The sequence below is a fragment of the Hymenobacter coalescens genome, assembly GCF_054783195.1.
This window is the reverse complement of the sequence record NZ_BAAGRA010000007.1, coordinates 334,669-356,021: the sequence shown is the minus strand read 5'-3', so window position 1 is coordinate 356,021 and position 21,353 is coordinate 334,669. Positions and strand designations below refer to the sequence as shown.

At 64.6% G+C, this 21,353-nt stretch carries 23 protein-coding genes; 16 read left to right on the top strand and 7 right to left on the bottom strand.

Going from position 1 to position 21,353, the window contains the following annotated elements:
• Positions 1-370: 370 nt before the first annotated feature.
• A complete protein-coding gene (locus ACYVKQ_RS07025; RefSeq protein WP_460577049.1) occupies positions 371-1,153 on the top strand; it encodes a DUF547 domain-containing protein in 783 nt (260 codons plus the stop codon).
• A gap of 90 nt (positions 1,154-1,243) precedes the next feature.
• Here ACYVKQ_RS07025 and ACYVKQ_RS07020 read toward each other — a convergent pair whose 3' ends face one another.
• Entirely contained in the window at positions 1,244-1,462 is a 219-nt protein-coding gene (locus ACYVKQ_RS07020; protein WP_460577047.1) for a hypothetical protein, read from the bottom strand.
• Positions 1,463-1,487: 25 nt separating this feature from the next.
• On the opposite strand from ACYVKQ_RS07020, the gene ACYVKQ_RS07015 reads away from it, so the two are divergent.
• On the top strand, positions 1,488-2,621 hold the full coding sequence (locus ACYVKQ_RS07015) for a glycoside hydrolase family 43 protein (RefSeq protein WP_460577045.1): 1,134 nt from the start codon (positions 1,488-1,490) through the stop codon (positions 2,619-2,621).
• 107 nt (positions 2,622-2,728) lie between these two features.
• Here ACYVKQ_RS07015 and ACYVKQ_RS07010 read toward each other — a convergent pair whose 3' ends face one another.
• Positions 2,729-3,115, bottom strand: coding sequence for a group III truncated hemoglobin (locus ACYVKQ_RS07010; RefSeq protein WP_460577043.1), 387 nt, complete (start codon positions 3,113-3,115; stop codon positions 2,729-2,731).
• 17 nt (positions 3,116-3,132) lie between these two features.
• Complete coding sequence (locus ACYVKQ_RS07005) at positions 3,133-3,642, bottom strand: hypothetical protein (RefSeq protein ID WP_460577041.1); 510 nt, start codon at positions 3,640-3,642, stop codon at positions 3,133-3,135.
• A gap of 181 nt (positions 3,643-3,823) precedes the next feature.
• Between ACYVKQ_RS07005 and ACYVKQ_RS07000 the strand changes: the two genes are divergently transcribed.
• The 10 genes from ACYVKQ_RS07000 (at position 3,824) to ACYVKQ_RS06955 (ending at position 14,652) form a co-directional block, all read left to right on the top strand.
• Entirely contained in the window at positions 3,824-6,265 is a 2,442-nt protein-coding gene (locus ACYVKQ_RS07000) for a heavy metal translocating P-type ATPase (protein ID WP_460577039.1), read from the top strand.
• 8 nt (positions 6,266-6,273) lie between these two features.
• A complete protein-coding gene (ccoS, locus tag ACYVKQ_RS06995; RefSeq protein ID WP_460577037.1) occupies positions 6,274-6,432 on the top strand; it encodes a cbb3-type cytochrome oxidase assembly protein in 159 nt (52 codons plus the stop codon).
• Between the two features lie 88 nt (positions 6,433-6,520).
• Positions 6,521-6,943, top strand: a complete 423-nt coding sequence (locus ACYVKQ_RS06990; RefSeq protein ID WP_460577035.1) for a DoxX family protein — start codon at positions 6,521-6,523, stop codon at positions 6,941-6,943.
• Between the two features lie 239 nt (positions 6,944-7,182).
• The gene (gene ccoN, locus ACYVKQ_RS06985; protein WP_460577033.1) at positions 7,183-9,381 is read left to right on the top strand and encodes a bifunctional cbb3-type cytochrome c oxidase subunit I/II; all 2,199 of its coding nucleotides are present in this window, start codon (positions 7,183-7,185) and stop codon (positions 9,379-9,381) included.
• Between the two features lie 97 nt (positions 9,382-9,478).
• On the top strand, positions 9,479-9,685 hold the full coding sequence (locus ACYVKQ_RS06980; protein ID WP_460577031.1) for a hypothetical protein: 207 nt from the start codon (positions 9,479-9,481) through the stop codon (positions 9,683-9,685).
• A 32-nt stretch (positions 9,686-9,717) separates the two neighbouring features.
• Entirely contained in the window at positions 9,718-10,581 is an 864-nt protein-coding gene (locus ACYVKQ_RS06975) for a cbb3-type cytochrome c oxidase N-terminal domain-containing protein (protein ID WP_460577029.1), read from the top strand.
• Between the two features lie 277 nt (positions 10,582-10,858).
• Positions 10,859-12,274 (top strand): CcoG/RdxA/FixG family protein, encoded by a 1,416-nt coding sequence (gene ccoG, locus ACYVKQ_RS06970; RefSeq protein ID WP_460577027.1) that lies wholly within the window; start codon positions 10,859-10,861, stop codon positions 12,272-12,274.
• 111 nt (positions 12,275-12,385) lie between these two features.
• Positions 12,386-12,865, top strand: coding sequence for a FixH family protein (locus tag ACYVKQ_RS06965; RefSeq protein WP_460577026.1), 480 nt, complete (start codon positions 12,386-12,388; stop codon positions 12,863-12,865).
• A 102-nt stretch (positions 12,866-12,967) separates the two neighbouring features.
• The gene (locus tag ACYVKQ_RS06960) at positions 12,968-13,693 is read left to right on the top strand and encodes a sulfite exporter TauE/SafE family protein (protein ID WP_460577024.1); all 726 of its coding nucleotides are present in this window, start codon (positions 12,968-12,970) and stop codon (positions 13,691-13,693) included.
• Between the two features lie 41 nt (positions 13,694-13,734).
• The gene (locus ACYVKQ_RS06955) at positions 13,735-14,652 is read left to right on the top strand and encodes a universal stress protein (RefSeq protein ID WP_460577022.1); all 918 of its coding nucleotides are present in this window, start codon (positions 13,735-13,737) and stop codon (positions 14,650-14,652) included.
• Between the two features lie 86 nt (positions 14,653-14,738).
• Here ACYVKQ_RS06955 and ACYVKQ_RS06950 read toward each other — a convergent pair whose 3' ends face one another.
• Complete coding sequence (locus tag ACYVKQ_RS06950) at positions 14,739-15,788, bottom strand: response regulator (protein ID WP_460577020.1); 1,050 nt, start codon at positions 15,786-15,788, stop codon at positions 14,739-14,741.
• Positions 15,766-17,379 (bottom strand): sensor histidine kinase, encoded by a 1,614-nt coding sequence (locus ACYVKQ_RS06945; protein ID WP_460577018.1) that lies wholly within the window; start codon positions 17,377-17,379, stop codon positions 15,766-15,768. The genes ACYVKQ_RS06950 and ACYVKQ_RS06945 overlap by 23 nt, the downstream gene beginning before the upstream one ends.
• Positions 17,380-17,539: 160 nt before the next feature.
• Here ACYVKQ_RS06945 and ACYVKQ_RS06940 point away from each other — a divergent pair, with 160 nt between their 5' ends.
• Both ACYVKQ_RS06940 and ACYVKQ_RS06935 read left to right on the top strand, forming a co-directional pair.
• Positions 17,540-17,914: a YbbN family protein gene (locus tag ACYVKQ_RS06940; RefSeq protein WP_460577016.1), complete on the top strand. Its 375-nt coding sequence runs from the start codon at positions 17,540-17,542 to the stop codon at positions 17,912-17,914.
• 246 nt (positions 17,915-18,160) lie between these two features.
• Positions 18,161-19,204 carry a LacI family DNA-binding transcriptional regulator gene (locus ACYVKQ_RS06935; protein ID WP_460577014.1) on the top strand — a complete coding sequence of 348 codons (1,044 nt, stop codon included), beginning with the start codon at positions 18,161-18,163 and terminating at the stop codon, positions 19,202-19,204.
• A 95-nt stretch (positions 19,205-19,299) separates the two neighbouring features.
• On the opposite strand, the gene ACYVKQ_RS06930 is transcribed toward ACYVKQ_RS06935, so the two are convergent.
• Positions 19,300-19,710: a hypothetical protein gene (locus tag ACYVKQ_RS06930; RefSeq protein WP_460577012.1), complete on the bottom strand. Its 411-nt coding sequence runs from the start codon at positions 19,708-19,710 to the stop codon at positions 19,300-19,302.
• A 135-nt stretch (positions 19,711-19,845) separates the two neighbouring features.
• On the opposite strand from ACYVKQ_RS06930, the gene ACYVKQ_RS06925 reads away from it, so the two are divergent.
• Together ACYVKQ_RS06925 and ACYVKQ_RS06920 are read left to right on the top strand one after the other, a co-directional pair.
• Positions 19,846-20,358 (top strand): inorganic diphosphatase, encoded by a 513-nt coding sequence (locus tag ACYVKQ_RS06925; RefSeq protein WP_460577010.1) that lies wholly within the window; start codon positions 19,846-19,848, stop codon positions 20,356-20,358.
• Between the two features lie 13 nt (positions 20,359-20,371).
• Positions 20,372-20,899 (top strand): DUF421 domain-containing protein, encoded by a 528-nt coding sequence (locus ACYVKQ_RS06920; RefSeq protein ID WP_460577008.1) that lies wholly within the window; start codon positions 20,372-20,374, stop codon positions 20,897-20,899.
• A gap of 23 nt (positions 20,900-20,922) precedes the next feature.
• On the opposite strand, the gene ACYVKQ_RS06915 is transcribed toward ACYVKQ_RS06920, so the two are convergent.
• Positions 20,923-21,258, bottom strand: coding sequence for a DUF4177 domain-containing protein (locus ACYVKQ_RS06915; protein WP_460577006.1), 336 nt, complete (start codon positions 21,256-21,258; stop codon positions 20,923-20,925).
• Between the last annotated feature and the right edge of the window lie 95 nt (positions 21,259-21,353).

Here is a 21,353-nt window from a genome sequence, read left to right as displayed (position 1 = left end):
CCGCTGCGGCGGTGCCTACAGCGGTGCCTACAAGTGAAGGCGGCGGTAGGAAATGGGTGCGACGGGCTGTGACCGAAACGGCCTTTCCGGCGCGTAGAGGCACTTTCTGAGAGCAGCCAACGGGCTTCCCAAGCTGAGGGTCGCGAGTTCGAGCCTCGTTTCCCGCTCACTTAGAATCAGCCACTTGGACGCAGGTCCGGGTGGCTGATTCTCTTTTGGGGCCTCCGGTGACACGCTTTTCTTCCGTCCGATAAGCGTACGCGTTGCACAAGCGCTTCTATCCATACGAAGCGGTCAGGCCGGGAACAGTGCTCCGTGGACAATCTTCTGCCGGCTTTGTTCTCGTACATGTAAACCCAACCCTACCGCTATGCGCCGAACCATCCTGACCGTACTGCTGGCAAGTGTCGTGGGCGCTGCTCTGGTCTCCTTCGTGGCCCCTACCCCCGGCCCGGAGCTGGCTACCGCTGCCGCTCCGGTCGACCACTCGGCCTACGACCGGCTCCTCAAAAAGTACGTCACCCCCAAAGGACTCGTGAACTACAAGGCGTGGCAGGGTGACCAGCAGGAGCTGAACCACTACCTGGAGCAGCTGAGCAAAAATCCGCCGGCCGCCAGCTGGAGCAAAGCCGAGCAGATGGCGTACTGGATCAATGCCTACAACGCCTACACCATTAAGCTGATCCTGAACCACTACCCGCTGGAGAGCATCAAGGACATCGGCTCCAAAATCCAGATACCCTTCGTGACCACGCCGTGGGCTGCGGAGTTTTTCAGCATTGGCGGCCAGAAGATGAGCCTGGACGACATCGAACACGGCACGCTGCGCAAGCAGTACAACGACCCGCGGATTCACTTCGCGCTGGTATGCGCTTCCATCAGCTGCCCGCGCCTGCGCAACGAAGCCTACACCGCCGTGAAGCTCAACCAACAGCTTGACGACCAGGGCCGCGACTTCCTCCGCAACCCGGCCAAGAACAAGGTGGGCAAGGAAAGTGCGCAGCTGTCCAAATACTTCGACTGGTACAAGGGCGACTGGAACCAGAACGGCCAATCAGTAGCGAAGTGGGTGAACCGGTACTCGACCACGCCGATGTTGCCCACGGCCAAGATTACTTACCTCGACTACAACTGGAAGTTAAACGAGCAGTAGGCCGGGACGCACGTTGGGCCTCATGCTGCAGCCCGGCCCTGCACCTTGGCTGCCAACGAGCCCGAAACCCGTACCTGAACCTATTTGGCGTTACGCCGTGGCGGTGTGCGGGTGGGTACGATGACGGCCACCCGCCAGCCGCTGAGTGGCACCGCCGCTTTTGAGCTTCACCGGAAACGCGCCGGCAATTGGTGTAAACCGGGCCAGGTCTTCAACAATCCTCTTTAAGTCAATCAGTTTGCGAATGTGGTTGTATCGGAACCTACCCCGATAGGTCTGATTACCGGTGCGGCGTTTTTTCTTGCGCATCCTTGCCACCATCTTTCCAAACCACGTGAACTTCTTTCCCGATTCCACTACGCGCCTGTTCGCCCTTGGCGGGGCGGTATTCCTGCTGCTGACCGGTGCCTGCCAGAGTAATTCAGGCCAGCAGGAAACAACTACGGCTACCGCGGCCCCTGATTCGACCAGCCAACAACCGGCCACAGCCGCCAAGCCGATCTTCCTATCGAAGCCGCTGGTCAGCGGCATGTACACGGCCGACCCCTCGGCCCACGTGTTCAACGGCCGCATCTACATCTACCCCTCGCACGACATCGACGTGGGCATCCCGGAGGACGACAACGGCGCCCACTTCGCCATGCGCGACTACCACGTACTGTCGATGGACAGCGTGGGCGGCAAGGTGACCGACCACGGCGTGGCCCTGGACATCAAGGACATTCCCTGGGCCGGCCGCCAGCTGTGGGCGCCCGACGCGGAGTTCAAGAACGGCACCTATTACCTGTACTTTCCGGTGAAGGACAAGCAGGACGTGTTCCGCCTCGGCGTGGCCACCAGCACTTCGCCCACCGGCCCGTTCAAGGCCGACCCCAAGCCGCTGGCCGGCTCGTACAGCATCGACCCGAACGTGTTTACCGATACCGACGGGCAGAGCTACCTGTACTTCGGCGGCATCTGGGGCGGGCAGCTGCAGCGCTGGCGCAGCGGGCAGTACGACGAGAAAGTATCCCCCAATCAACCGGCCGAGGAAGTGGCCTACGGGCCGCGGGTGGGCCGCCTGAGCAAGGACATGCGCTCCTTCGCCGGCCCGGTGCAGGAAGTAAAGATTCTGGACGAAAATGGCAAGCCCCTGCTGGCCGGCGACACCAAGCGCCGCTTCTTCGAGGGCGGCTGGCTGCACAAGTACAAGGGCAAATACTACTATTCATACTCCACCGGCGACACGCACCTGCTCGTGTACGCCACCGGCGACAAGCCCACCGGGCCGTTTACCTACCAGGGCGTCATTCTGAACCCGGTGCAGGGTTGGACCACGCACCACTCCATCGTGGAGCACAAGGGCAAGTGGTACCTCTTCTACCACGACACGGAGCTGTCGGGCAAGACGCACCTGCGCAACGTGAAGGTGACCGAGCTGAAGTATCGCCCCGACGGCAGCATCGAAACCATCGAGCCGATGAGCTAGGCGGCATATCCGTATTTCATTCGGCACAAGCGGCCCCGGCTTTCAGCAAGCCGGGGCCGCTTGTGCTTTGGGCGAAACCGCCGCGGAATGTCCGTGGAGGAGTTTGCCTAGAGAATGGAAAGCGCGGATTTGGGCCGCATGCGGTACTCGAACATGGTGGCAATGTTCAGCGCTTTCACCTTGGCCTCCTCGGCTTTAGGGCCGGCAAAGTGTTCCTGCACGGTGGCGTAGAACAGCTGCAGCCAGCGCTGAAAATGCGGTTTTTCGATGGGCAGCGCCATGTGCTTGGGGAACGGGCGCCCCTTGTAGCGGGCCGTGCCCAGCAGCACCGAGCTCCAGAAATCGTACATGACGGGCAGGTGCGCGGGCCAGTGCACCCGGGCTAAGGCGTTGAAGACGGGCCCGAGCAGTTCGTCGGCGTTGACCTTGTCGTAGAACCGGTCGACGAGTTGCTGAATATGGGCTTCGGTGGCAATATCGGGCAGGGTAGACATGAGGGCAGCGGATGAATTCAGGAATGGCTTGCGCGGGCGTGGTGCTTGAGGGCGTAGCGGTGCGACTCGCGGCGGCGGGCCATGCGCAGCGCCCAGCGGAAGCTCAGGCTGCCGGCCGTCAGCAGGCTCACGAGCTTCACCACTTCCAGCACGATGTAGGTCATGTGCTGGGAGTTGGGCGGATTGGGCAGGCCGGCCAGCAGCGCTTCGGCGCGCACGTCGAGGGCGGGCAGCAGCCAGAGCGTTTGGGCGGCCAGCACCAGCACGGCCGTGAGCAGCACCAGCCAGATGCGCGAAGGTACGCCCAGCACCCCGGCGCAGAGCAGCGCCACGACGCTCAGCACCAGCTCCGCCTTGTTCAGGGCGTGAAAAACGATGCGCCCGATGCCCACGCCCAGCACTACCGTGATGTGGGGCGCGGTAAACTTCAGCGGGGCTTCCATAAAGGAGATGCCCGCCACCATGCCGGCCCACAGAAACAGGGCCAGCACCAGCAGCAGCGAGAGAGTCGAGGCAGACGGACGCATAAGGAAAGGTAAGAAAGGCTCCGGGGCAAGGGCCGCACGGGCCGCGCCCGAGCAACACCTCAAAAGTCCGGCCTGGTTCACCCCGCACCGCTGACGAGGATCAGGCCCGGCGCCTGACGTTCGTCAGCTTTTCGCCGCGGCGCCGGAGGGAAATTTGCTTTTCACCTGACCCGACTCCGGCGTGCATCCGACGACTGCCCCTGCTCCCCCTCACCTGGCCTGCACCCACTGCGGCGACGACTGCCCCGAGCAGCCCATTCGGCTGGCGGCCCGGCCCGAGCTGTCTTTCTGCTGCCAGGGCTGCAAGGCCGTGTACGAGCTGCTCGACGCCAACCACCTCTGCCGCTACTACGCCCTGGACGAGCACCCCGGCCAGAAGGTGCAGGCCGTGGAGCTACCCGGCCGCTTCGACTACCTCGACACGGAAACGGTGCAAGCCCAGCTGCTGAGCTTCCGCTCCGACGCGCTGGCCCGTCTCACGCTGCACCTGCCGCAGATGCACTGCGCCTCGTGCATCTACCTGCTGGAGCACCTCTACCAGCTCAACCCCGGCGTGAGCGAGTCGCGGGTCAACTTTCTGCGCAAGGAAATCAGCATCAGCTACCAGCCCGGGCGCACCTCGCTCAAGGAAGTGGTACAGCTGCTCGCCTCGCTGGGCTACGAGCCGCAGATAACCTTGGCCGAGCTGGGCGCGCAGCCCCACCACAGCAGCCGCACGCTGTATTACCAGCTGGGCCTGGCCGCGTTCTGCTTCGGCAACGTGATGCTGCTGGCCTTCCCCGATTACTTGGCCGTGACCGGGCAGCTGGCGGCCCAGTTCGGGCGCTTTTTTGGCTACCTGAGCCTCGTGCTGGCCTTGCCGGTGCTGCTGTTCAGCGCCCGCGGCTTTTACCGCTCGGCCTGGTCCGGGCTGCGCCAGCGCACCATCAACCTCGACTTTCCCATCAGCCTGGGCCTGACGGCGCTGTTTCTGGTGAGCGTGTTCGACATTCTGCTGCAGCGCGGGCCGGGTTACCTTGACTCGTTTACGGGGCTGGTGTTCTTCATGCTGATCGGCAAGTGGGTGCAGCAGCGCACCTACGACGCGCTGCGCTTCGACCGCGACTTCACCTCCTACTTCCCGGTGGCCGTGACGCTGCTCACGGCCGAGGGCGAGAAATCCGTGTCGGCTAAGGATTTGAAGGTGGGCCACCGCATCCGGGTGCGCAACCAGGAAGTGGTGCCCGCCGACGCGATGCTGATGCGCGGCACCGGGCAGATCGACTACTCGTTCGTGTCGGGCGAGAGCGTGCCGGTGGGCAAGGTGGCCGGCGAAGTGGTGTACGCCGGCGGCCGGCAGCTGGGCGAGGCCGTGGAGCTGGAGGTGGTGCGCGAGGTGTCGCAGGGCTACCTCACCCAGCTCTGGAACAACCCCGCCTTCCAGAAAGCCGAAAAGCAGACGCTGGAAAGCTACGCCAACAAGGTGGGCCGCTACTTCGTGGCCGTCACGCTGCTGCTGGCCGCCGGCACCGTGCTCTACTGGCTCCCGCGCGACCAGCCTATGATGTGGCGGGCGTTTACCTCGGTGCTCGTCATTGCCTGCCCCTGCGCCCTCTCGCTGGCGACGCCCTTCGCCCTCGGCAGCGCCCTAACGGTGTTTGGACGGCGCAAATTCTACCTGAAAAACTCCGCCGTGGCCGAAGTGATGGGCCGCGCCACCACCATCGTGTTCGATAAAACCGGCACGCTCACCGACGTGAAGCGTTCGGCCGTGGAGTACCAGGGCTCCACGCTCACACCGCGCGAGCAGCAGGCCGTGGCCGCCGTGGTGGCCCAGAGCACACACCCGCTGAGCCAGCGCCTGGCCGCCGAGCTGCCCGCCGGCCCGCTGCCGGTCACGGACTTCCGCGAAGTACCCGGCCAGGGCCTGAGCGGTGTGGTCGATGGCCTGGAGGTGAAGGTAGGCGCCGCCGCATTTGTGGCTGCGGAAGGCCCGGCGGAGCTGCGGGCCGCCGGCTCCACCACCGACCACCTGCAGTCCAGAGTGTACGTGCGCCTGGGCGGAGGCGCGCGGCAGGGCTGCTACATCTTCCGCAACGTGTACCGGCCCGAGCTGCCCGCCGTGCTGAGCGAGCTGAGCCGCCGCTACCGCCTGGCCGTGCTTTCGGGCGACAACGACACCGAACAGGACCGCCTGCGCGAGCTGTTCGGGCCGCAGGCCGAGCTGCGCTTCCGCCAGTCGCCGCAGGATAAGCTCGACTACATCGCCGAGCTGAAGCGCCGCGGCGAAACGGTGGTCATGGTGGGCGACGGGCTCAACGACGCGGGCGCCCTGCAGCAGGCCGACGCTGGCATTGCCCTCACCGACACGCTCACCAACTTCTCCCCCGCCTGCGACGCCATCCTGGACGCGGGCAGCTTCGGGCAGCTCGGCACCTTCCTGCGCTTCACCCAGGACTGCCTGCAGGTGGTGCTGGCCACGTTCGTCATTTCCTTCGTGTACAACGGCGTGGGGCTGGGGCTGGCGGTGCAGGGCAAGTTCACGCCCATCGTTTCGGCCATTCTGATGCCCATCAGCTCCCTGAGCGTGATGGTGTTTGCCACCCTGCTGGTGCGCTACGCCGCGCACCGGCGCCAATTGTAATTCTTCTCATGGAAATCATCTTCGCCCTCATCACCATTTCGCTCTGCGTGGCCGTGCTGTTTCTGCTGGCCTTCGTGTGGGCCGTGCGCAGCCAGCAGTACGACGACACGTACACGCCCTCCGTGCGCATGCTCTTCGAAGACCAGGAAGAGCAGACCGCCCCCTGAACCCGGGACGGTGCCCAACGCCGCGCCACTCAAAGGCAGCGCGGGCCGTACCCAACGGTAGCGGGGCTACCTTCCCCGCCCGCCCACCATGCAACACCACGTCAAGACCACCGCACTGCAGAACGTAGCCCGCAGCATCCTGGGCACTTTTATGGTAGTGGCCGGCACCGGCCACCTCACGTTTCAGCGCCGCGAGTTTCAGGCCCAGGTGCCTGATTTCGTGCCGCTGAGCAAGGATACCACAGTGCTGCTCTCGGGCGTGGTGGAAATCGGGTTGGGTCTCTCGCTGCTGCTGTGGAAACGCGAGCGGGCGGCGGTCGGCCTGATGCTGGGCGCCTTTTATGTGGCGGTGTTTCCCGGCAACGTGCACCAGTATACCCACCACCTCGACGCCTTCGGCCTCGACACCGATCAAAAACGCCTAGCGCGGCTGTTCTTCCAGCCCGTGCTGGTGAACTGGGCCCTCTGGAGCACCGGCGCGCTAAAGGCGCTGCGGCAGAGCCGGAAGTAGCGGGCCTGAACCATAACCATCTGTCATCCTGAGCGGAACGCGAAGGAGCTTCTCTGGTTTGATAGTCATCTATCTGACGTGGGAAGGGCCTTCGTGTTCCGCTCAGGATGACAGCTTTTAAGCATCAGCTACTACCGCGCTGCCTGACATCTATCAGCCCACGCGGCTGACGTTCGTCATCTTTTGCCAAAGGCCTGATTCGGAGTTTTGTCCTACTTCAAAACAACCCGTTTCGCGCTATGGCTGTGCTGGTCCAAGCGAAACCGCCCGGGGCTCCTCAACCTTCCCCGAAGGCCGTTCTCGCATCCTTCTACGACAACAAAATCGTCCGAGACTTCGGCGTTGCCACCGTGTTCTGGGGCATTGCCGGCATGCTCATCGGCGTTATTGCGGCCTTTCAGCTGGCCCGCCCCGAGCTGAACATGGGCACGCCCTACACCACGTTCGGCCGCATCCGCCCGCTGCACACCAACGCGGTGATTTTTGCCTTCGTCGGCAACGGCATTTTCACCGGGGTGTACTACTCCTTGCAGCGCCTGTGCAAGACCCGGATGTTCTCGGACCTGCTCAGCAAAATCCACTTCTGGGGCTGGCAGCTCATCATCGTCGCGGCCGTGGCCACGCTGCCGCTGGGCTTCACCACCAGCAAGGAATACGCCGAGCTGGAGTGGCCCATCGACGTGGCCATCACGCTGATCTGGGTGGTGTTCGGCTGGAACATGTTCGGCACCATTGCCCGTCGCAAGGAAAAGCACCTGTACGTGGGCATCTGGTTCTACATCGCCACGTTCCTGACGGTGGCCGTGCTGCACATCGTCAACTCGATGGCCATTCCGGTGTCGCTGCTGAAAAGCTACTCGCTCTACGCCGGGGTGCAGGACGCGCTGGTGCAGTGGTGGTACGGCCACAACGCGGTGGCCTTCTTCCTGACCACGCCCTACCTGGGCCTGATGTACTACTTCTTGCCCAAAGCGGCGGAGCGCCCGGTGTACTCGTACCGCCTCTCCATCATCCACTTCTGGTCACTGATCTTTATCTACATCTGGGCCGGCCCGCACCACTTGCTCTACACCGCCCTGCCCGACTGGGCGCAGAGCCTGGGCGTGGTGTTCAGCATCATGCTGATTGCCCCCTCCTGGGGCGGCATGATCAACGGCCTGCTCACGCTGCGCGGCGCCTGGGACAAGGTGCGTGAGGAGCCCATCCTGAAGTTCATGGTGGTGGCCATCACGGCCTACGGAATGGCCACCTTCGAGGGCCCGATGCTCTCGCTGAAGAACGTCAACGCCATTGCCCACTTTACCGACTGGATCGTGGCCCACGTGCACGTGGGGGCCCTGGGCTGGAACGGCTTCCTGACCTTCGCCGTGCTCTACTGGCTGTGGCCGCGCCTCTACCAGACCCCGATTCACTCCCGGAAGCTGATGAACGTGCACTTCTGGCTGGGCACCCTGGGCATCCTGTTCTACGCCATTCCCATGTACTGGGCCGGCTTCACGCAGGGCCTGATGTGGAAGCAGTTCAACGAGGAAGGCCTGCTGCAGTACGCCAACTTCCTGGAGACGGTGATGCAGATTGTACCGATGTACTACCTGCGCGGCATCGGCGGGGTGCTCTACCTGAGCGGCGTGTTCCTGATGGTGTACAACCTCTACCAGACCGCCAAAGCCGGCTCCTTGCTGGCCAACGAGAAGTTCCACGCCCCGGCCGTCATCGACCACGAGCACAGCCACGAAGGCGGGCACTGGCACCGCTGGATTGAGCGCCGCCCCGTGCAGCTCAGCATCTGGGCCACGGTAGCCATCCTGATCGGCGGCGCGGTGGAGATGGTGCCCACGTTCCTGATCAAGTCGAACGTACCCACCATTGCCACGGTGCAGCCCTACACCTCCCTGGAGCTGGAAGGCCGCGACCTGTACATCAAGGAAGGCTGCGTGAACTGCCACACCCAGATGGTGCGCCCTTTCCGCTCCGAAACGGAGCGCTACGGCGAGTACAGCAAGGCAGGCGAGTTCGTGTACGACCGGCCCTTCCTGTGGGGCTCCAAGCGCACCGGCCCGGACCTGCACCGCGTGGGCCAGAAGTACCCCCACTCCTGGCACTACAACCACATGATGGACCCCACCAGCATGTCGCCCGGCTCCATCATGCCGCCCTACCCCTGGCTGTTCGAAAACGACATCGACTACTCCGACACGCCCGCCAAGATCAATGCCCTGCGCCAGCTCGGTACGCCGTACCCGGCCGGCTTCGAGAAAGAAGCCGTGGCCGCGGCCCGCAAGCAGGCCGCCGGCATTGTGGCGGAGCTGGCCAAGGAAGACATCCAGGTGAAGTCGGACAAGGAAATCGTGGCGCTGATTGCCTACCTGCAGCGCCTCGGTACCGACATCAAAGTGAAGGATGAGCAGGCCGCTGCCGTGGCCGCCGCTGCCGAGTAATCATCTAGGTCCCCGGGCGGGGTGCCGACCCCCAACGTGCTGGAAACACTTGCTTCCGGTGCCCCGCCCTTAACAGGCCTGCCAAGACTGAGCCGTCATGTACAAGAACGTTCTGCAACACATCACGGGTATCGAAATCTACCCGCTTATTTCCTTCGCCATCTTCTTTCTCTTTTTTCTCTCGTTGCTGGTGTACGTGGCGGTGGTGAGTCGCTCCCACATCCAGGCCATGAAGCAGATGCCCCTGCAGGACGACGACTTCGCCGCCGCGCAGGCCCAGACGGAAGGAGGTGCGCTGTGTTAACGCGTAAATTCTCCTTCGCCGCCCTGCTCAGCTTGAGCACGCTGCTCAGCGGGGCCACAGCCCTGGCCCAGGACGCCGCCGCCCCGGCCGCCGACGCGGCCAAGCAAGCCGCCGCTGGCTCCGAGCTGGGCGCCCTGCTCTGGATGATGGGCGGCCTGACGGCCCTGATCGTGTTCATCCTGCTGCTCATGTTCGGGCTGCTCTGGCAAATGCGCCCGCTGCTGCGCAAGGTCTACGAAATCGAGACCATCCGCGAGCAGTGGTACGGCCGGGCCCTGGGCCTCTTCCTCGGCGATACGGTGGGCCTGACCGGCGCCTACAAGGAGGACGTGATGGCCGGTCACGACTACGACGGCATCACGGAGTATGACAACGACCTGCCGCCGTGGTGGAAATACGGCTTCTACCTGACCATCGTGTTCGGCGTGGCCTATTTCATTCACTTCCACGTGACGGATACCGGCAGCCTGAGCCAGGCCGAGTACCAGCAGGAAATGGAGCAGGCCGCCGTGCTGGCCGCCCAGCTCGGCGCCAACGACGACCCCAACAAGCTCACCACCTACCAGCCCCTGACGGCCACGGCCGACATCGACGCGGGCAAGGCCGTGTTTGCCCAAAACTGCGCCGCCTGCCACGGCCAGGAGGGCGAAGGCAAGGTGGGCCCGAATCTGACAGACGAATACTGGCTGCACGGCGGCGAAATCAACCGCGTGTACAAGACGGTGAAGTTCGGCGTGCAGGGCAAGGGCATGGTGGCCTGGAAAGGCAAGCTCTCCAGCAAGCAGCTGCTGCAGGTGTCGTCCTACATCGTGAGCATTCAGGGCACGAAGCCGGCCAACCCGAAGGCGCCGCAGGGCGAGAAGGAAGCCCCCACGCGCAGCGTCGCCAAGCTGTAATACTCGTTGCGGGCCACCCGCTCGCAACACCCTAGCTGCCCGCGGCGGGCTCCACCTTCACCCTGCCGTTTGTCCGAACACTGCTTTCAGCACAGCTCACGTTCGGGCAGGCCGCCAGAAACTCCACCGCTGGCGGCGGGCACTTTGGGCTGGTAGCCTCATCGGATTCACCGCCCGGGGCGGTGGCCAGGCCGGCCTTAGCCGCCGGCCGCCGGAACGTGTAGTCGATTACAGCCGCCCCGGCGCCATTTTGCGCGGCAGGCGGCACCAGAACCAGATGAACCCCGTCGCCCACAAACCCGCCACCGACGAGTCCTACCGCGACTCTATCGCCACGATAGATGCCCAAGGCAAGCGCGTGTGGCTCTACCCCAAAAAGCCCAGCGGCCGGCTGTACTCGGCCCGCAAGTGGGTCAGCTACGGCCTGCTGGCGCTGCTCTTTGCCGGGCCCTGGCTGCGCCTCAACGAGCTGCCGGTGCTCATGCTCAACGTGGTGGAGCGGAAGTTCATCATCTTCGGGCAGATCTTCTGGCCCCAGGACTTCTTCATCCTGCTGCTGGGGTTCATGGCCTTTATCCTGTTCATCATCCTCTTCACGGTGGTGTACGGCCGGATTTTCTGCGGCTGGGTGTGCCCGCAGACCATCTTCCTCGAAATGGTGTTCCGCCGCATCGAGTACTGGCTGGAAGGCGACGCCCCGCAGCAAAAAGCCCTCGACAAAGCCGCTTGGACCTGGAACAAGATTTGGCGCAAGACGAGCAAACACGCGCTGTTTCTGCTCATCTCGTTCCTGATTGCCAACACCTTCCTGGCCTACATCATCGGCACCGAGGCGCTGGTGCGCATCATCAGCGACTCGCCGCTGGGGCACCTGGGCGGGCTCAGCTCGATGGTGATTTTCACGGGCCTGTTCTACGCCGTGTTTGCCCGCTTCCGTGAGCAGGTGTGCACCATCGCCTGCCCCTACGGCCGCCTGCAGGGCGTGATGCTCGACCAGAACACCATCACGGTGGCCTACGACTACGGCCGCGGGGAGCCGCGCGAGAAGCTGCGCAAAAACCAGGAGCGCACCGCCGGCGACTGCATCGACTGCAAGCAATGCGTGCAGGTGTGCCCCACGGGTATCGACATCCGCAACGGCGCCCAGCAGATGGAGTGCATCAACTGCACGGCCTGCATCGACGTGTGCAACTCCATCATGGACCTGATCAACAAGCCGCAGGGCCTGATCCGCTACGACTCGGAAGCGCACATCGAGGCCGGCACTAAGTTCCGGGTGACGGGCCGCATCAAGGCCTATACCGCCGTGCTGCTGCTGCTGGTGGGCGTCATGGCGGGCCTGCTGCTCACGCGCTCCAACGTGGAAGCCACCGTGCTGCGCACCCCCGGCCAGCTGTTTCAGAAAACCGAGCGAGGCAGCATCACGAACCTCTACAACATCTCCGTCATCAACAAAACCAACCGCGCCATGCCCCTGGAGCTGCGCGTGCTGGAGCCCGCCGACGGCTCGGTGAAGGTGGTGGGCCAGAGCGGCCTGAAGCTGCCCGCCCAGGGCATGACCGAGGCCGTGTTCTTCGCCGAGCTGCCCAAGAGCGCGCTGACCAAGACCAGCAGCAAGATTCGCATCGGCGTGTACAGCGGCGGCCAGCTGATTACGGAAGAGCAAACCAAGTTTCTGGCGCCGGCCCACTAGCCCGGCCCCGGCACCTCAGCCGGCTACTGGCTTGCTCGGCCGTCCGCAAATCGTTAAACGGCCATTGGCCGGCCCTACGCGGCCACTGCCCGCGCTACTTTCTTCCCCCCCATGTCTACCCTCACCGTGAATAAGCCCGCCCCGCAACGCAGCCTGTGGCCGTACGCCATCATTGCCGTGTTTGTCCTCTTCGGTACGTTTATCGGCTACATGGTCAAGCAGGCCATGAGCAGCAGCGTCGATCTGGTCAGCAAGGACTACTACGAGCAGGAGCTGCAGCACCAGCAGCGCATGGAAGCCGCGGCCCGCGCCGCGGCCCTGCCCGGGGCCATCCGCTACCAGGCCGCCGCCGACGAGCTGACGCTGCAACTGCCCGCCGCGCTGGCCGGGCAGCAGCCCACCGGAAAAGTGCGGTTTTTCCGTCCCTCCGATCAGCACCTCGATTTCACCGTGCCGCTGCAGCCCGATGCGGCCGGCACCCAGCGCCTGAGCACCGCCAAGCTGCAGCCCGGCTACTGGCGCGTGCGGCTGGACTTTGAAGCCGGCGGCCAGGCGTATTTCGTGGAGCAGAACGTCACCGTCGCCCACTGATTTTTGTCATGGCGGGCCGCGGATGCGCTGACGAACTTGCCCTTCGTCAGCGCATCCGCGCATTTCGGGCGCTGCTGCATTCTATTGCTTTCTCCTTCGCCAATGCTCTGGGCTGGTTTTATTTTCGGGTTGCTGGGCAGCTTCCACTGCGTGGGCATGTGCGGCGCCATTGCCCTGGCGCTGCCCGGCGCGGGGCAGCCGCGCCGCCGCTACGTCAGCGGGCGGGTACTCTACAACCTGGGCCGCGTGACCACCTACACCACGCTGGGCGCGCTGGCCGGCCTGCTGGGGCAGTCGCTGCGGCTGGCCGGCTGGCAGCAGGGGCTGTCGGTCACATCGGGCCTGCTGATTCTGCTGCTGGTGGCCGTGCCCGAGCGCTACACGGGCCGCGCCGCCGCCGCGGTGGGCCTCGACCGCGCGTTGTTTCGGCTGAAGCAGGCGCTGGCGTACTTTTTTCAGCGGCCCGCGCCCGGGGCGCTGTACATGAGCGGCGTGCTCAACGGCCTGCTGCCCTGCGGCCTGGTGTACCTGGCGCTGGCCGGGGCGCTGAGTGCCCCGGGCGTGGGCGGAGCCGCGGCCTACATGGCCCTGTTCGGCCTGGGCACCTTGCCGCTGATGCTGGCGCTTTCGCTGACCGGACAGTTGGTGCCGCTGCGCTGGCGCACCCGGCTGCGGCAGGCCGTGCCGGTGGTGGCCACGGCCATGGCCGTGCTGTTCATCGTGCGCGGGCTGGGCCTCGGCATACCGTACCTGAGCCCCCAGCTGCAGGCGGCTGCCGGCCCGGCCACTCGCGCCGTTACCATGTGCCACGGCACACCCGGCGAATAATTCCCCGCTTCTTCTCTCTCCCCCCGCGCCTGATTCGCCCCATGAAAACCATCCTTGTTCCCATCGACCTGACCACCGCGACGGAGCATACCGTGGTGTACGCCAACAAGCTGGCCGTCCGGCTCAGCGCCGAGGTAGTGCTGCTGTACTGCCACCACGGCCCGCTTTCGGCCGCCGACACCACCGCCTACGAGCAACGACTGGTTACCCTGTCCGAACGCCTGCGCTACGTACAGCTCGTGCGCCAGGACGGGCGCCGCATCCGCTACCGCCACGCCGTGCGCGCCGGCTGCCTGCACGACCACGTGCAGCAGGCCATCGAGGCCTACGGCGCTGAGCTGGTGGTGATGAGTCTGGAGTACGTCGACTGCGGCGAAGCGGCCATCGGCGGCAACCACGCCGCGCGCATCGCTGAGCTGGCCAGCTGCCCGGTGCTGGTGGTGCCGCCCGGCGCCCGCACGCTGCCCGCCCGCGCCGCTTTCCTGGCCGACTTCGGTCACTTGCAGGCCGCCGCGCTAACCCCGCTGGCCCAGATGCTACGCGAGCTGCGGCCGCAGTTGCAGCTCGTGCATTTTTACCAGCAACTGGACTTGCCGGAACTGATTCGGGTGAAACGCGGCATGCAGCTGATGCAGCAAGAGCTGGCCGGCATTTCCATGCGCAGCCGCCTTGTACTCGACGACGACCCGCTGGAGGGCATCGGTGAGTTCTGCGAACAGATGCAGGCGCAGCTGCTCATCTTCGTCCCTACTCGTTCCATCCTACTCGGCCGCTTCTTCGACGTGTGCTACACCAAAACCCAGGCCTACCACACCCGCATTCCGCTGCTGGTGCTGCCGCAGCAGCGCGAAGCTGTAGCGCCCCCCTGCTGCGAGCAGTGCGTCCAGCAGAAGGCCGTAGCCGAGCCCGCTCTTGCCCAGCCGACTTTGCCCGATTACCGCTCCATTCGCTGGGCCTGATGGGCACCCGGCACTGCTCACGTACACAAAACGGCCCGCCGATTCCTCAGCGGGCCGTTTTCATAGCCGACGAACCGCTCAGCGGATTACCAATTGGCGCGGCGCAGCTTGTCGGGCTGCAGCACCCGAATGTCTTTGCCGCTCAGCTCAATCAGGCCGTCCTGCTTGAACTCGCTCAGCGTGCGGATCAGCGACTCGGGCGCCGTGCCGACCAGGGCGGCCATGTCGTCGCGGGAAAGCTGAAAGGTGGCGGCCGCGTCGGCGTGCTGCTCGTGCAGGCGCAGCAGCGTGTCGGCCACGCGGCGGCGGATGGAGTTGTAGGCCATGCCCACCAGCTGCTGCTCCCGCTCGCTCACACGGCCCGCCAGCAGGCGAATGAACTGCTGGCTGACTTCGGGGTTGCGCAGCAGCAGCTGGGCGAAGTCGTCCTTGGGAATATACACCAGCTCGGAGTCGTCGACGGCCACGGCGGAGTCGCCGTGCCGGGTTTGCTCCAGCAGGGCCATGTAGCCAAAAAACTCGCCGGGGGCGTAAATGCCGGTAATCAGCTCCTTGCCCGCGGCGGTGGCTTTCACCGTCTTCACCCGCCCCGCCTTCACGAAGTACAGCCGCGTGGGCTCGTCGCCTTCGCGGTAGATGTCCTGCTTTTTGCGCACGGCATGCACCTTGCGGTCGGCCGAGAGGCTTTCCAGCTTGCCCACCGCCCGCGCGTCGTCCAGAAACTCGTTCAGGCCCTCGTGCTGCAGGTCGTAGTCGGCCTTAAAGTGGCGGAAACGGTTCAGGCGGCCCGTAATGGCGCTTAGCAGCTCGCTTTCCTCGAAGGGCTTGGTCAGGTAGTCGTCGGCGCCCAGCTCCATGCCCTTGCGCATGTCGGTGCGCTCGGTCTTGGCCGTGAGGAAGATAAACGGGATGCCCGCCAGCTGTGCATCCTGGTTGAAGATCTGGAGCACGCCGTAGCCGTCGAGCACCGGCATCATGATGTCGCAGATCACCAGATCGGGACGGGTGCTGCGGGCGTGCTCCACGCCCACCTTGCCGTTTTCGGCCGTTAGCACGTGGTAGCCCGCCAGCTCCAGAATCTCGGCGGTGCTCTCGCGAATCAGGTCGTTGTCCTCAATCAGCAGGATGGTCTTCATAGGGAATGGTGACGGTGACGGTGGTGCCCACGTTCAGTTCGCTCTGCAGGGCAATGTGGCCGCCCATGAGCTCCAGGTACTTGGCAATGATGTAGAGGCCGAGGCCGGTGCCGGGCACGTTGCCGGCGTTGCGGGCCCGGAAAAACCGCTCGAACAGGTGTTCCTGATCCTCAGCCGAGATGCCCATACCCTCGTCCTGCACGGCCAGCGTGAGCTGGCCGTGGGCGCAGTGGGCGTGCACAGTCACCGTGGAGCCGTCGCCGGAGTACTTGATGGCGTTGGAGAGCAGGTTGACGAGGATTTTGCGCAGCAGCGAGGGGTCGAGCCACACCGAGTCGGGGCACTCCACCCGCGGCACGATGCGCTGGCCGGGCTTGAGCAGGCTTTGCACGTCGGGCAGCGTGTCGGTCAGCAGCTCGTCGAGGCGCAGCTGCACCGGCCGGGCCTCGATCTTGCCTTCCTCGATCTTGCCCACCGAGAGGAACTCTTCCAGGATGTCGTTCAGGTGCTTGACGGAGGCGCGGATGCGGTGCAGGTGCTTGAGGCGCTTGTCCTGCTGGTCGCCGGCGGGGTACTTCTCAATGAGCGTAGCCGAGTTCATGACGGCCGTGAGCGGGGTGCGGAACTCGTGCGAGGCCATGCTCACGAAGCGCGACTTCAGCTCGCCCAGCTCCTGCTCGGCGGCCAGGGCCTTGGCCAGCTCCTCGGAGCGCTGCTCCAGCTGCTCCAGGGTGCTGAGCAGGGCGTGCGTGCGGTCGGCCACTTTCTGCTCCAGCTCGGCGTTGAGTTTCTCCACGTGTTGGCGTTGGGCAATCAGCTCCCGCTCAGCTTCCTTCTTGTAGGTGATGTCGAGGATGTAGGACACCACGTACAGCTCGTTGTCGAGGTGGAAATAGCTCAGGCTGACTTCCACCGGAAACACGGTGCCGTCCTTGCGCAGGGCCTCCAGGCCGCCACGGTGCGCGCCCATGGCCCGCACCGAGGGGTTGGCGTTGAACGATTCGCGCAGCTGCTCGTGGCGGCGGCCCACGGCGTTGGGTACCAGCACTTCGATCTTCAGCCCCGTCAGCTCGCCCTCTTCGTAGCCGAACTGCTGCTGCGACAACCGGTTGGCCGTCACGATGCGACCCTGCCGGTCGCAGACGATAATGCCAATGGTGGCGTTGGCCACCACGGCCTCAAAGCGCCCTACGCTCTGGGCCAGTTCCCGCTCGGCCTGCCGCAGGCGGTCCTGTGCATGCAGGCGCACCAGAAACAGCGCGCGGCCGTCGTGCTGAAAGGATGTAATTTCCGCGGTGCCCCCAAACGCCGTGCCGTCGAGCCGTTGGATGTCGGCATCGACTACTTGGGAACCGGAGATGCGCGCGGCCTCCAGCAACTCGTTCCAGCTTTGGTGCCCCCGCGGCCGCACGGGCAGCACGTGGTCGGCGGCGCCCACTAGGGCTTGCTCCGAGGCGTAGCCCAGCAGCTGCGGGCCGCGCGGATTTACCTGGGTAAACCAGCCGAGCTGCGCGTCATACACGCCCACGAACCCTTGGGCCTGCTGGAACAGGGTGTTCACCAAAGCGTCGGCGTAAGGGTTCGGAGTCATGGGAAGCAGCGGGGCGAAAGAAACAGAGGAAAAGCCGTTCGGACAAAACTCGGGCTAAAACGGCCGGAGATGACCGAAGTTATACCCCGACCTGACGAATATCATGGAATAAGCAGCGCGGAAAGGTCAATTTTGCTAGCGTAACCTTCAACTGCCCGTTATGACCGTCATCCAAACCAAACCGCTGCTGCCGGCTTCCGATGCGGCCGTGCTGCTGGTGCTGCTGCCGGATGCGGGCCAACCCAGGCAACTACCGCCCGTCTCCAGCGCTTCGCTCACCCAGCTGCAGCACCGCCTCGGCGGGGCCGTGCGGGTGCTCAAAATCGATGAGGCCAGCCACCCAACCGTGGTGCGCAGCTTTCAGGCGAGCCAGTTGCCCTCGTGCGTGCTGGTGCGGCAGGGCATTGAGCTGTGGCGGCAGGTGGGCCTGCCCGAGGACGAGGCGGCCGTGGCTGCGCTGCTGAGCAAGCTCGGCCCAGCCGAGGGCACCGGGGTAACGACCACCTACCGGCCCAACGCACAACCGGTTCACTGATCGAACCGAAACCGCCAACCCCAGGTCGTCCTGGTGCGGGTTCACCGTTGCCGCCGCTGCTGTCCGCTGCGGCGGCTTCGTTTTTGCGCGGCTGCCGCTGTGTCTAGGCCGGCGGGACGTGCGGCCGCTTCTGCTTATGTTTACCACCTGTGAACGGCCGCAGGTAACTGCCGGCCGGCACTGTTCCCTGTTTCACCACTTCCGGCCGCCCGGGCGCTTATCGGCTCCGTAGTGGCCCCTACCGGCATGAAGGCACCGCATCGGACGTCCATCACTGACTTGGCCAACGCCCTGAACCTCTCGCCCTCCACCGTGTCGCGGGCGCTGACGGGACACCCGCAGGTGAGCGAGGCCACCAAGCAGCGGGTGCGGCAGCTGGCCGACGAGCTGAACTTTCAGCCCAACCAACTGGCCGCCGCGCTGCGCCGCGGACGCAGCAACACCATCGGCGTACTGGTGCCCTACATCACGGGCCACTTTTTTCCAGAAGTGGTCAACGGCATTGCCATCGAAGCCAGCAAGCAGGGCTACAACGTGATGATCTGCCAGTCGAACGAAGACGTGCGACAGGAGAAAAAGAACATCGAGCTGCTCCTGAACGCCCAGGTAGAGGGCATTTTAGTGTCGCTGGCCAGTACCACCCAGGAGTTTGCGCACTTCGACGCGGTGCGCCGGGCCGAGGTGCCGCTGGTATTTTTCGACCGCATCGTGGAAGACATGGCCGGCCCCCACACCAGCGCCGTGGTGCTCGACGACCACGCCGGCGCCTACGCGGCCGTGGCGCACCTGATCCAGCAAGGCTGCCGCCGCATCGCGCACTTCAGCGGCCCCCTGCACCTAAACATTCACCGCAACCGCCACCAAGGCTACCTGGACGCGCTGCGCGACCACGGCTTGCAGCCCGACGAAGCCTTGATGTGCTTTTCCGAGCTGAACCAGGATACCGGCACGCAGAACATGCAGCACCTGCTGGAGCTGCCGAACCCGCCCGACGCGGTGTTTTCATCCAACGACCTGGCCGCGGTGGGCGCTATCCAGGTGCTCAAGGCCCGGCGCATCCGCGTGCCGGCAGAAGTGGCCGTCGTGGGTTTCAGCAACGAAGCCTTCACGGCCCTCACCGAGCCTACCATCAGCTCAGTGGACCAGCGCTGCCACCAGATGGGCCGCCTGGCCGTGCAGCAGCTGCTCCACATTCTGCAGCGCGAATCCCCCGCCCCGACGCTCCCGCCGGTGGTGCTGACGCCCGAGCTGCTTATCCGCGCCTCTTCGCACCGCAACAACCCGGCCTAGCGCAGCCGCGCGGGGCTCCCCGCGTCCGCGCTGCGGGCCCGTACGCAGCGGTGCGCACAGGCCCGCGACGCGGATAGCTAGGAGGCGTAAAAACGCTACTTAGCCTTGCGGAAGAGGTAACGCGTCATGAAAATGCCCTGGCCCGTGGAGCCGCCGCTCTGCAGCGTTTGGGTGAGCGGCGTCACCTGCACCAGGTCCCAGCCGTCGGCCTGTACGTCGGCCAGGAAACGAAGGATGGTTTCCTCGTTGGCCCGTACGTTCTGCATGTTGATGCCGGTGAGGCTGAATAGGTTTTCCATGTTGGTTTCCTTCGAACCTTTGAACTCAGGGGTAAAAATCACCCGCGAGCGGCCCAGCCCGCCGGCCACGATGGACTCGATGGTGGTCATCTGCATGAACTGGTAGGAGCCGGCTTTCGACACCTGGGCCAGGCTGCGCTGGGGCAGCAGGGGCAGGAGCAGCAACAGCAGAACGGGGAAGAAGCGGAGCAAACGGCGGGTACGCATGGATGGAAAAAAGAGGTTAGGTTGGCCCAAAAGTAGTGGCCCCCGCACCGCCCGGCAACGCATGATGATGTGGCGGCCACGACCGGGCAACACTGGCGCAGCGGGCCGGGTATACTACAGCAACTCCCCCACGCTATGCCTCCCACGCTGGATCAACCACCCGGCTGCCGCCGCCTGCACGTAGTCACCAAGACGTCCAAGAGCAGCCCCAACAAGCTGGCCTTCGCTCCAGCACTGGGCTTCTTCAGGCCCAAGCGCTTCCTGTCCAAAGGCAGTTCGTTTTCCAAAGACTTCGGCTTTGTGCCCTCCACCTTAGCCGACGACGGCAACCCGGTCGCCGTGCTGCTCATGGACGCCTCTACGTCCCCGGGCACGGTAGCGAAAGCGCCCTGGATCGGGGTGCTCGAAGTGGAGCAGCCCGAATCCGGCCAGCTTCGGCGCCACGACCGGCTATTGGCCGTGGCCGCCGGGTCGGGCCAGCACCGGCATGCCGTCGGTGGACTGCCGCCGCAGCTGCTGCACGAAATCGAGCCTTTCCTTGCGTCCTGCCACGAGGCCAAGGGGCAGTTGTCCCACTTCTGGTGCCGCAGCGGCAAGCAGCGGGCCGAGGTGCTGGTTCAGCGGGCTGCCCAACGCGCGGCTTCTTAACCGTCGCTGTTTCATGGAATCGTTTCTCAACGAGCTGTTGGGCTTGCGGGCCGACGCAGACAACCTCTCGGCGGGGCAGATGGCGGCCCGCGCTGTCTTGGTCTTTTTCGTGGCGCTGACGCTGCTGCGGCTGTCGGGCAAACGCACCTTTGGCAGCATCAGCCCCTTCGATGTGGTCATTCAGATCATTCTCGGGGCGGTGCTGAGCCGCGCCATTGTGGGCGCCTCGCCGCTGGGCAGCACTGTGCTGGCCTGTGCCGTGCTGGTGCTGTTGCACCGCCTGCTGGCTTGGGCTGCGTTTCACAGTCCGCTGATCGGTCGCGTCATCAAGGGCAACTCTTACCTACTGGTGCAGCACGGCCGCATTCAGTACGCCAACCTGCGCCGTAATAACCTGAGCCGCCGCGACCTGCTGCAGGGCATCCGGGAGGCCGGCGGCACCGACGACTTGGCCGCCATCGAAATGGCCCGGCTGGAGCGCGACGGCCGCATCAGCGTGGTGCTCAAAAACGATGATGCCAGCCGCCCCCAAACGGCCTGATCGGGTATCGGCAGCCGCGATGCTTACGGTTGCGGCTTGCGCAGCAGGTACACCGCACCCACGTTGCCATCCTTGTTGTTCTCGGGCAGCATCTGAACCAGTTCCCACCCGTCCGCCGACAGCTCGTTCAGCAGCCGGCTCATGGCCTCCCAGCCCAGCTTTTCCTGGTCGAACATGGAGAAGCTCTGCCCCAGGTAATCCTTCACCTTCACCCACTCCTTGCCTTGGCGGGCCGGCGAGAAAAAGATGCGACTGCCGCTGAAGTTGACGTGCATGAACTGATAACGCGGTATAGGTTGCTGAGCCGCCGGCATAAAGCGGCCCAAGCCCAGCAGCAAGCAGATAACAAGCAGACGCATAAACCAGGGGGAATAAGGGTGGCGAAAGGCCGAAACGAGCCGGTCAACCACGTGCAAAAACTAAGCCCCGAAACAGGCAAACGCCAGCCCGAAAA

Excerpts from the sequence above, each read along its gene's own strand:
- ACYVKQ_RS06920 (WP_460577008.1), top strand. The coding sequence starts at position 20,372 with ATGGAATCGTTTCTCAACGAGCTGTTGGGCTTGCGGGCCGACGCAGAC.
- ACYVKQ_RS06945 (WP_460577018.1), bottom strand. The coding sequence starts at position 17,379 with ATGACTCCGAACCCTTACGCCGACGCTTTGGTGAACACCCTGTTCCAG.
- ACYVKQ_RS06935 (WP_460577014.1), top strand. The coding sequence starts at position 18,161 with ATGAAGGCACCGCATCGGACGTCCATCACTGACTTGGCCAACGCCCTG.
- ACYVKQ_RS07025 (WP_460577049.1), top strand. The coding sequence starts at position 371 with ATGCGCCGAACCATCCTGACCGTACTGCTGGCAAGTGTCGTGGGCGCT.
- ACYVKQ_RS06990 (WP_460577035.1), top strand. The coding sequence starts at position 6,521 with ATGCAACACCACGTCAAGACCACCGCACTGCAGAACGTAGCCCGCAGC.
- ACYVKQ_RS07020 (WP_460577047.1), bottom strand. The coding sequence starts at position 1,462 with ATGCGCAAGAAAAAACGCCGCACCGGTAATCAGACCTATCGGGGTAGG.
- ACYVKQ_RS06940 (WP_460577016.1), top strand. The coding sequence starts at position 17,540 with ATGACCGTCATCCAAACCAAACCGCTGCTGCCGGCTTCCGATGCGGCC.
- ccoN (WP_460577033.1), top strand. The coding sequence starts at position 7,183 with ATGGCTGTGCTGGTCCAAGCGAAACCGCCCGGGGCTCCTCAACCTTCC.
- ACYVKQ_RS06960 (WP_460577024.1), top strand. The coding sequence starts at position 12,968 with ATGCTCTGGGCTGGTTTTATTTTCGGGTTGCTGGGCAGCTTCCACTGC.
- ACYVKQ_RS06930 (WP_460577012.1), bottom strand. The coding sequence starts at position 19,710 with ATGCGTACCCGCCGTTTGCTCCGCTTCTTCCCCGTTCTGCTGTTGCTG.
- ACYVKQ_RS06980 (WP_460577031.1), top strand. The coding sequence starts at position 9,479 with ATGTACAAGAACGTTCTGCAACACATCACGGGTATCGAAATCTACCCG.
- ACYVKQ_RS07005 (WP_460577041.1), bottom strand. The coding sequence starts at position 3,642 with ATGCGTCCGTCTGCCTCGACTCTCTCGCTGCTGCTGGTGCTGGCCCTG.
- ACYVKQ_RS07010 (WP_460577043.1), bottom strand. The coding sequence starts at position 3,115 with ATGTCTACCCTGCCCGATATTGCCACCGAAGCCCATATTCAGCAACTC.
- ACYVKQ_RS06965 (WP_460577026.1), top strand. The coding sequence starts at position 12,386 with ATGTCTACCCTCACCGTGAATAAGCCCGCCCCGCAACGCAGCCTGTGG.
- ACYVKQ_RS06925 (WP_460577010.1), top strand. The coding sequence starts at position 19,846 with ATGCCTCCCACGCTGGATCAACCACCCGGCTGCCGCCGCCTGCACGTA.
- ACYVKQ_RS06915 (WP_460577006.1), bottom strand. The coding sequence starts at position 21,258 with ATGCGTCTGCTTGTTATCTGCTTGCTGCTGGGCTTGGGCCGCTTTATG.
- ccoG (WP_460577027.1), top strand. The coding sequence starts at position 10,859 with ATGAACCCCGTCGCCCACAAACCCGCCACCGACGAGTCCTACCGCGAC.
- ccoS (WP_460577037.1), top strand. The coding sequence starts at position 6,274 with ATGGAAATCATCTTCGCCCTCATCACCATTTCGCTCTGCGTGGCCGTG.
- ACYVKQ_RS06950 (WP_460577020.1), bottom strand. The coding sequence starts at position 15,788 with ATGAAGACCATCCTGCTGATTGAGGACAACGACCTGATTCGCGAGAGC.
- ACYVKQ_RS06955 (WP_460577022.1), top strand. The coding sequence starts at position 13,735 with ATGAAAACCATCCTTGTTCCCATCGACCTGACCACCGCGACGGAGCAT.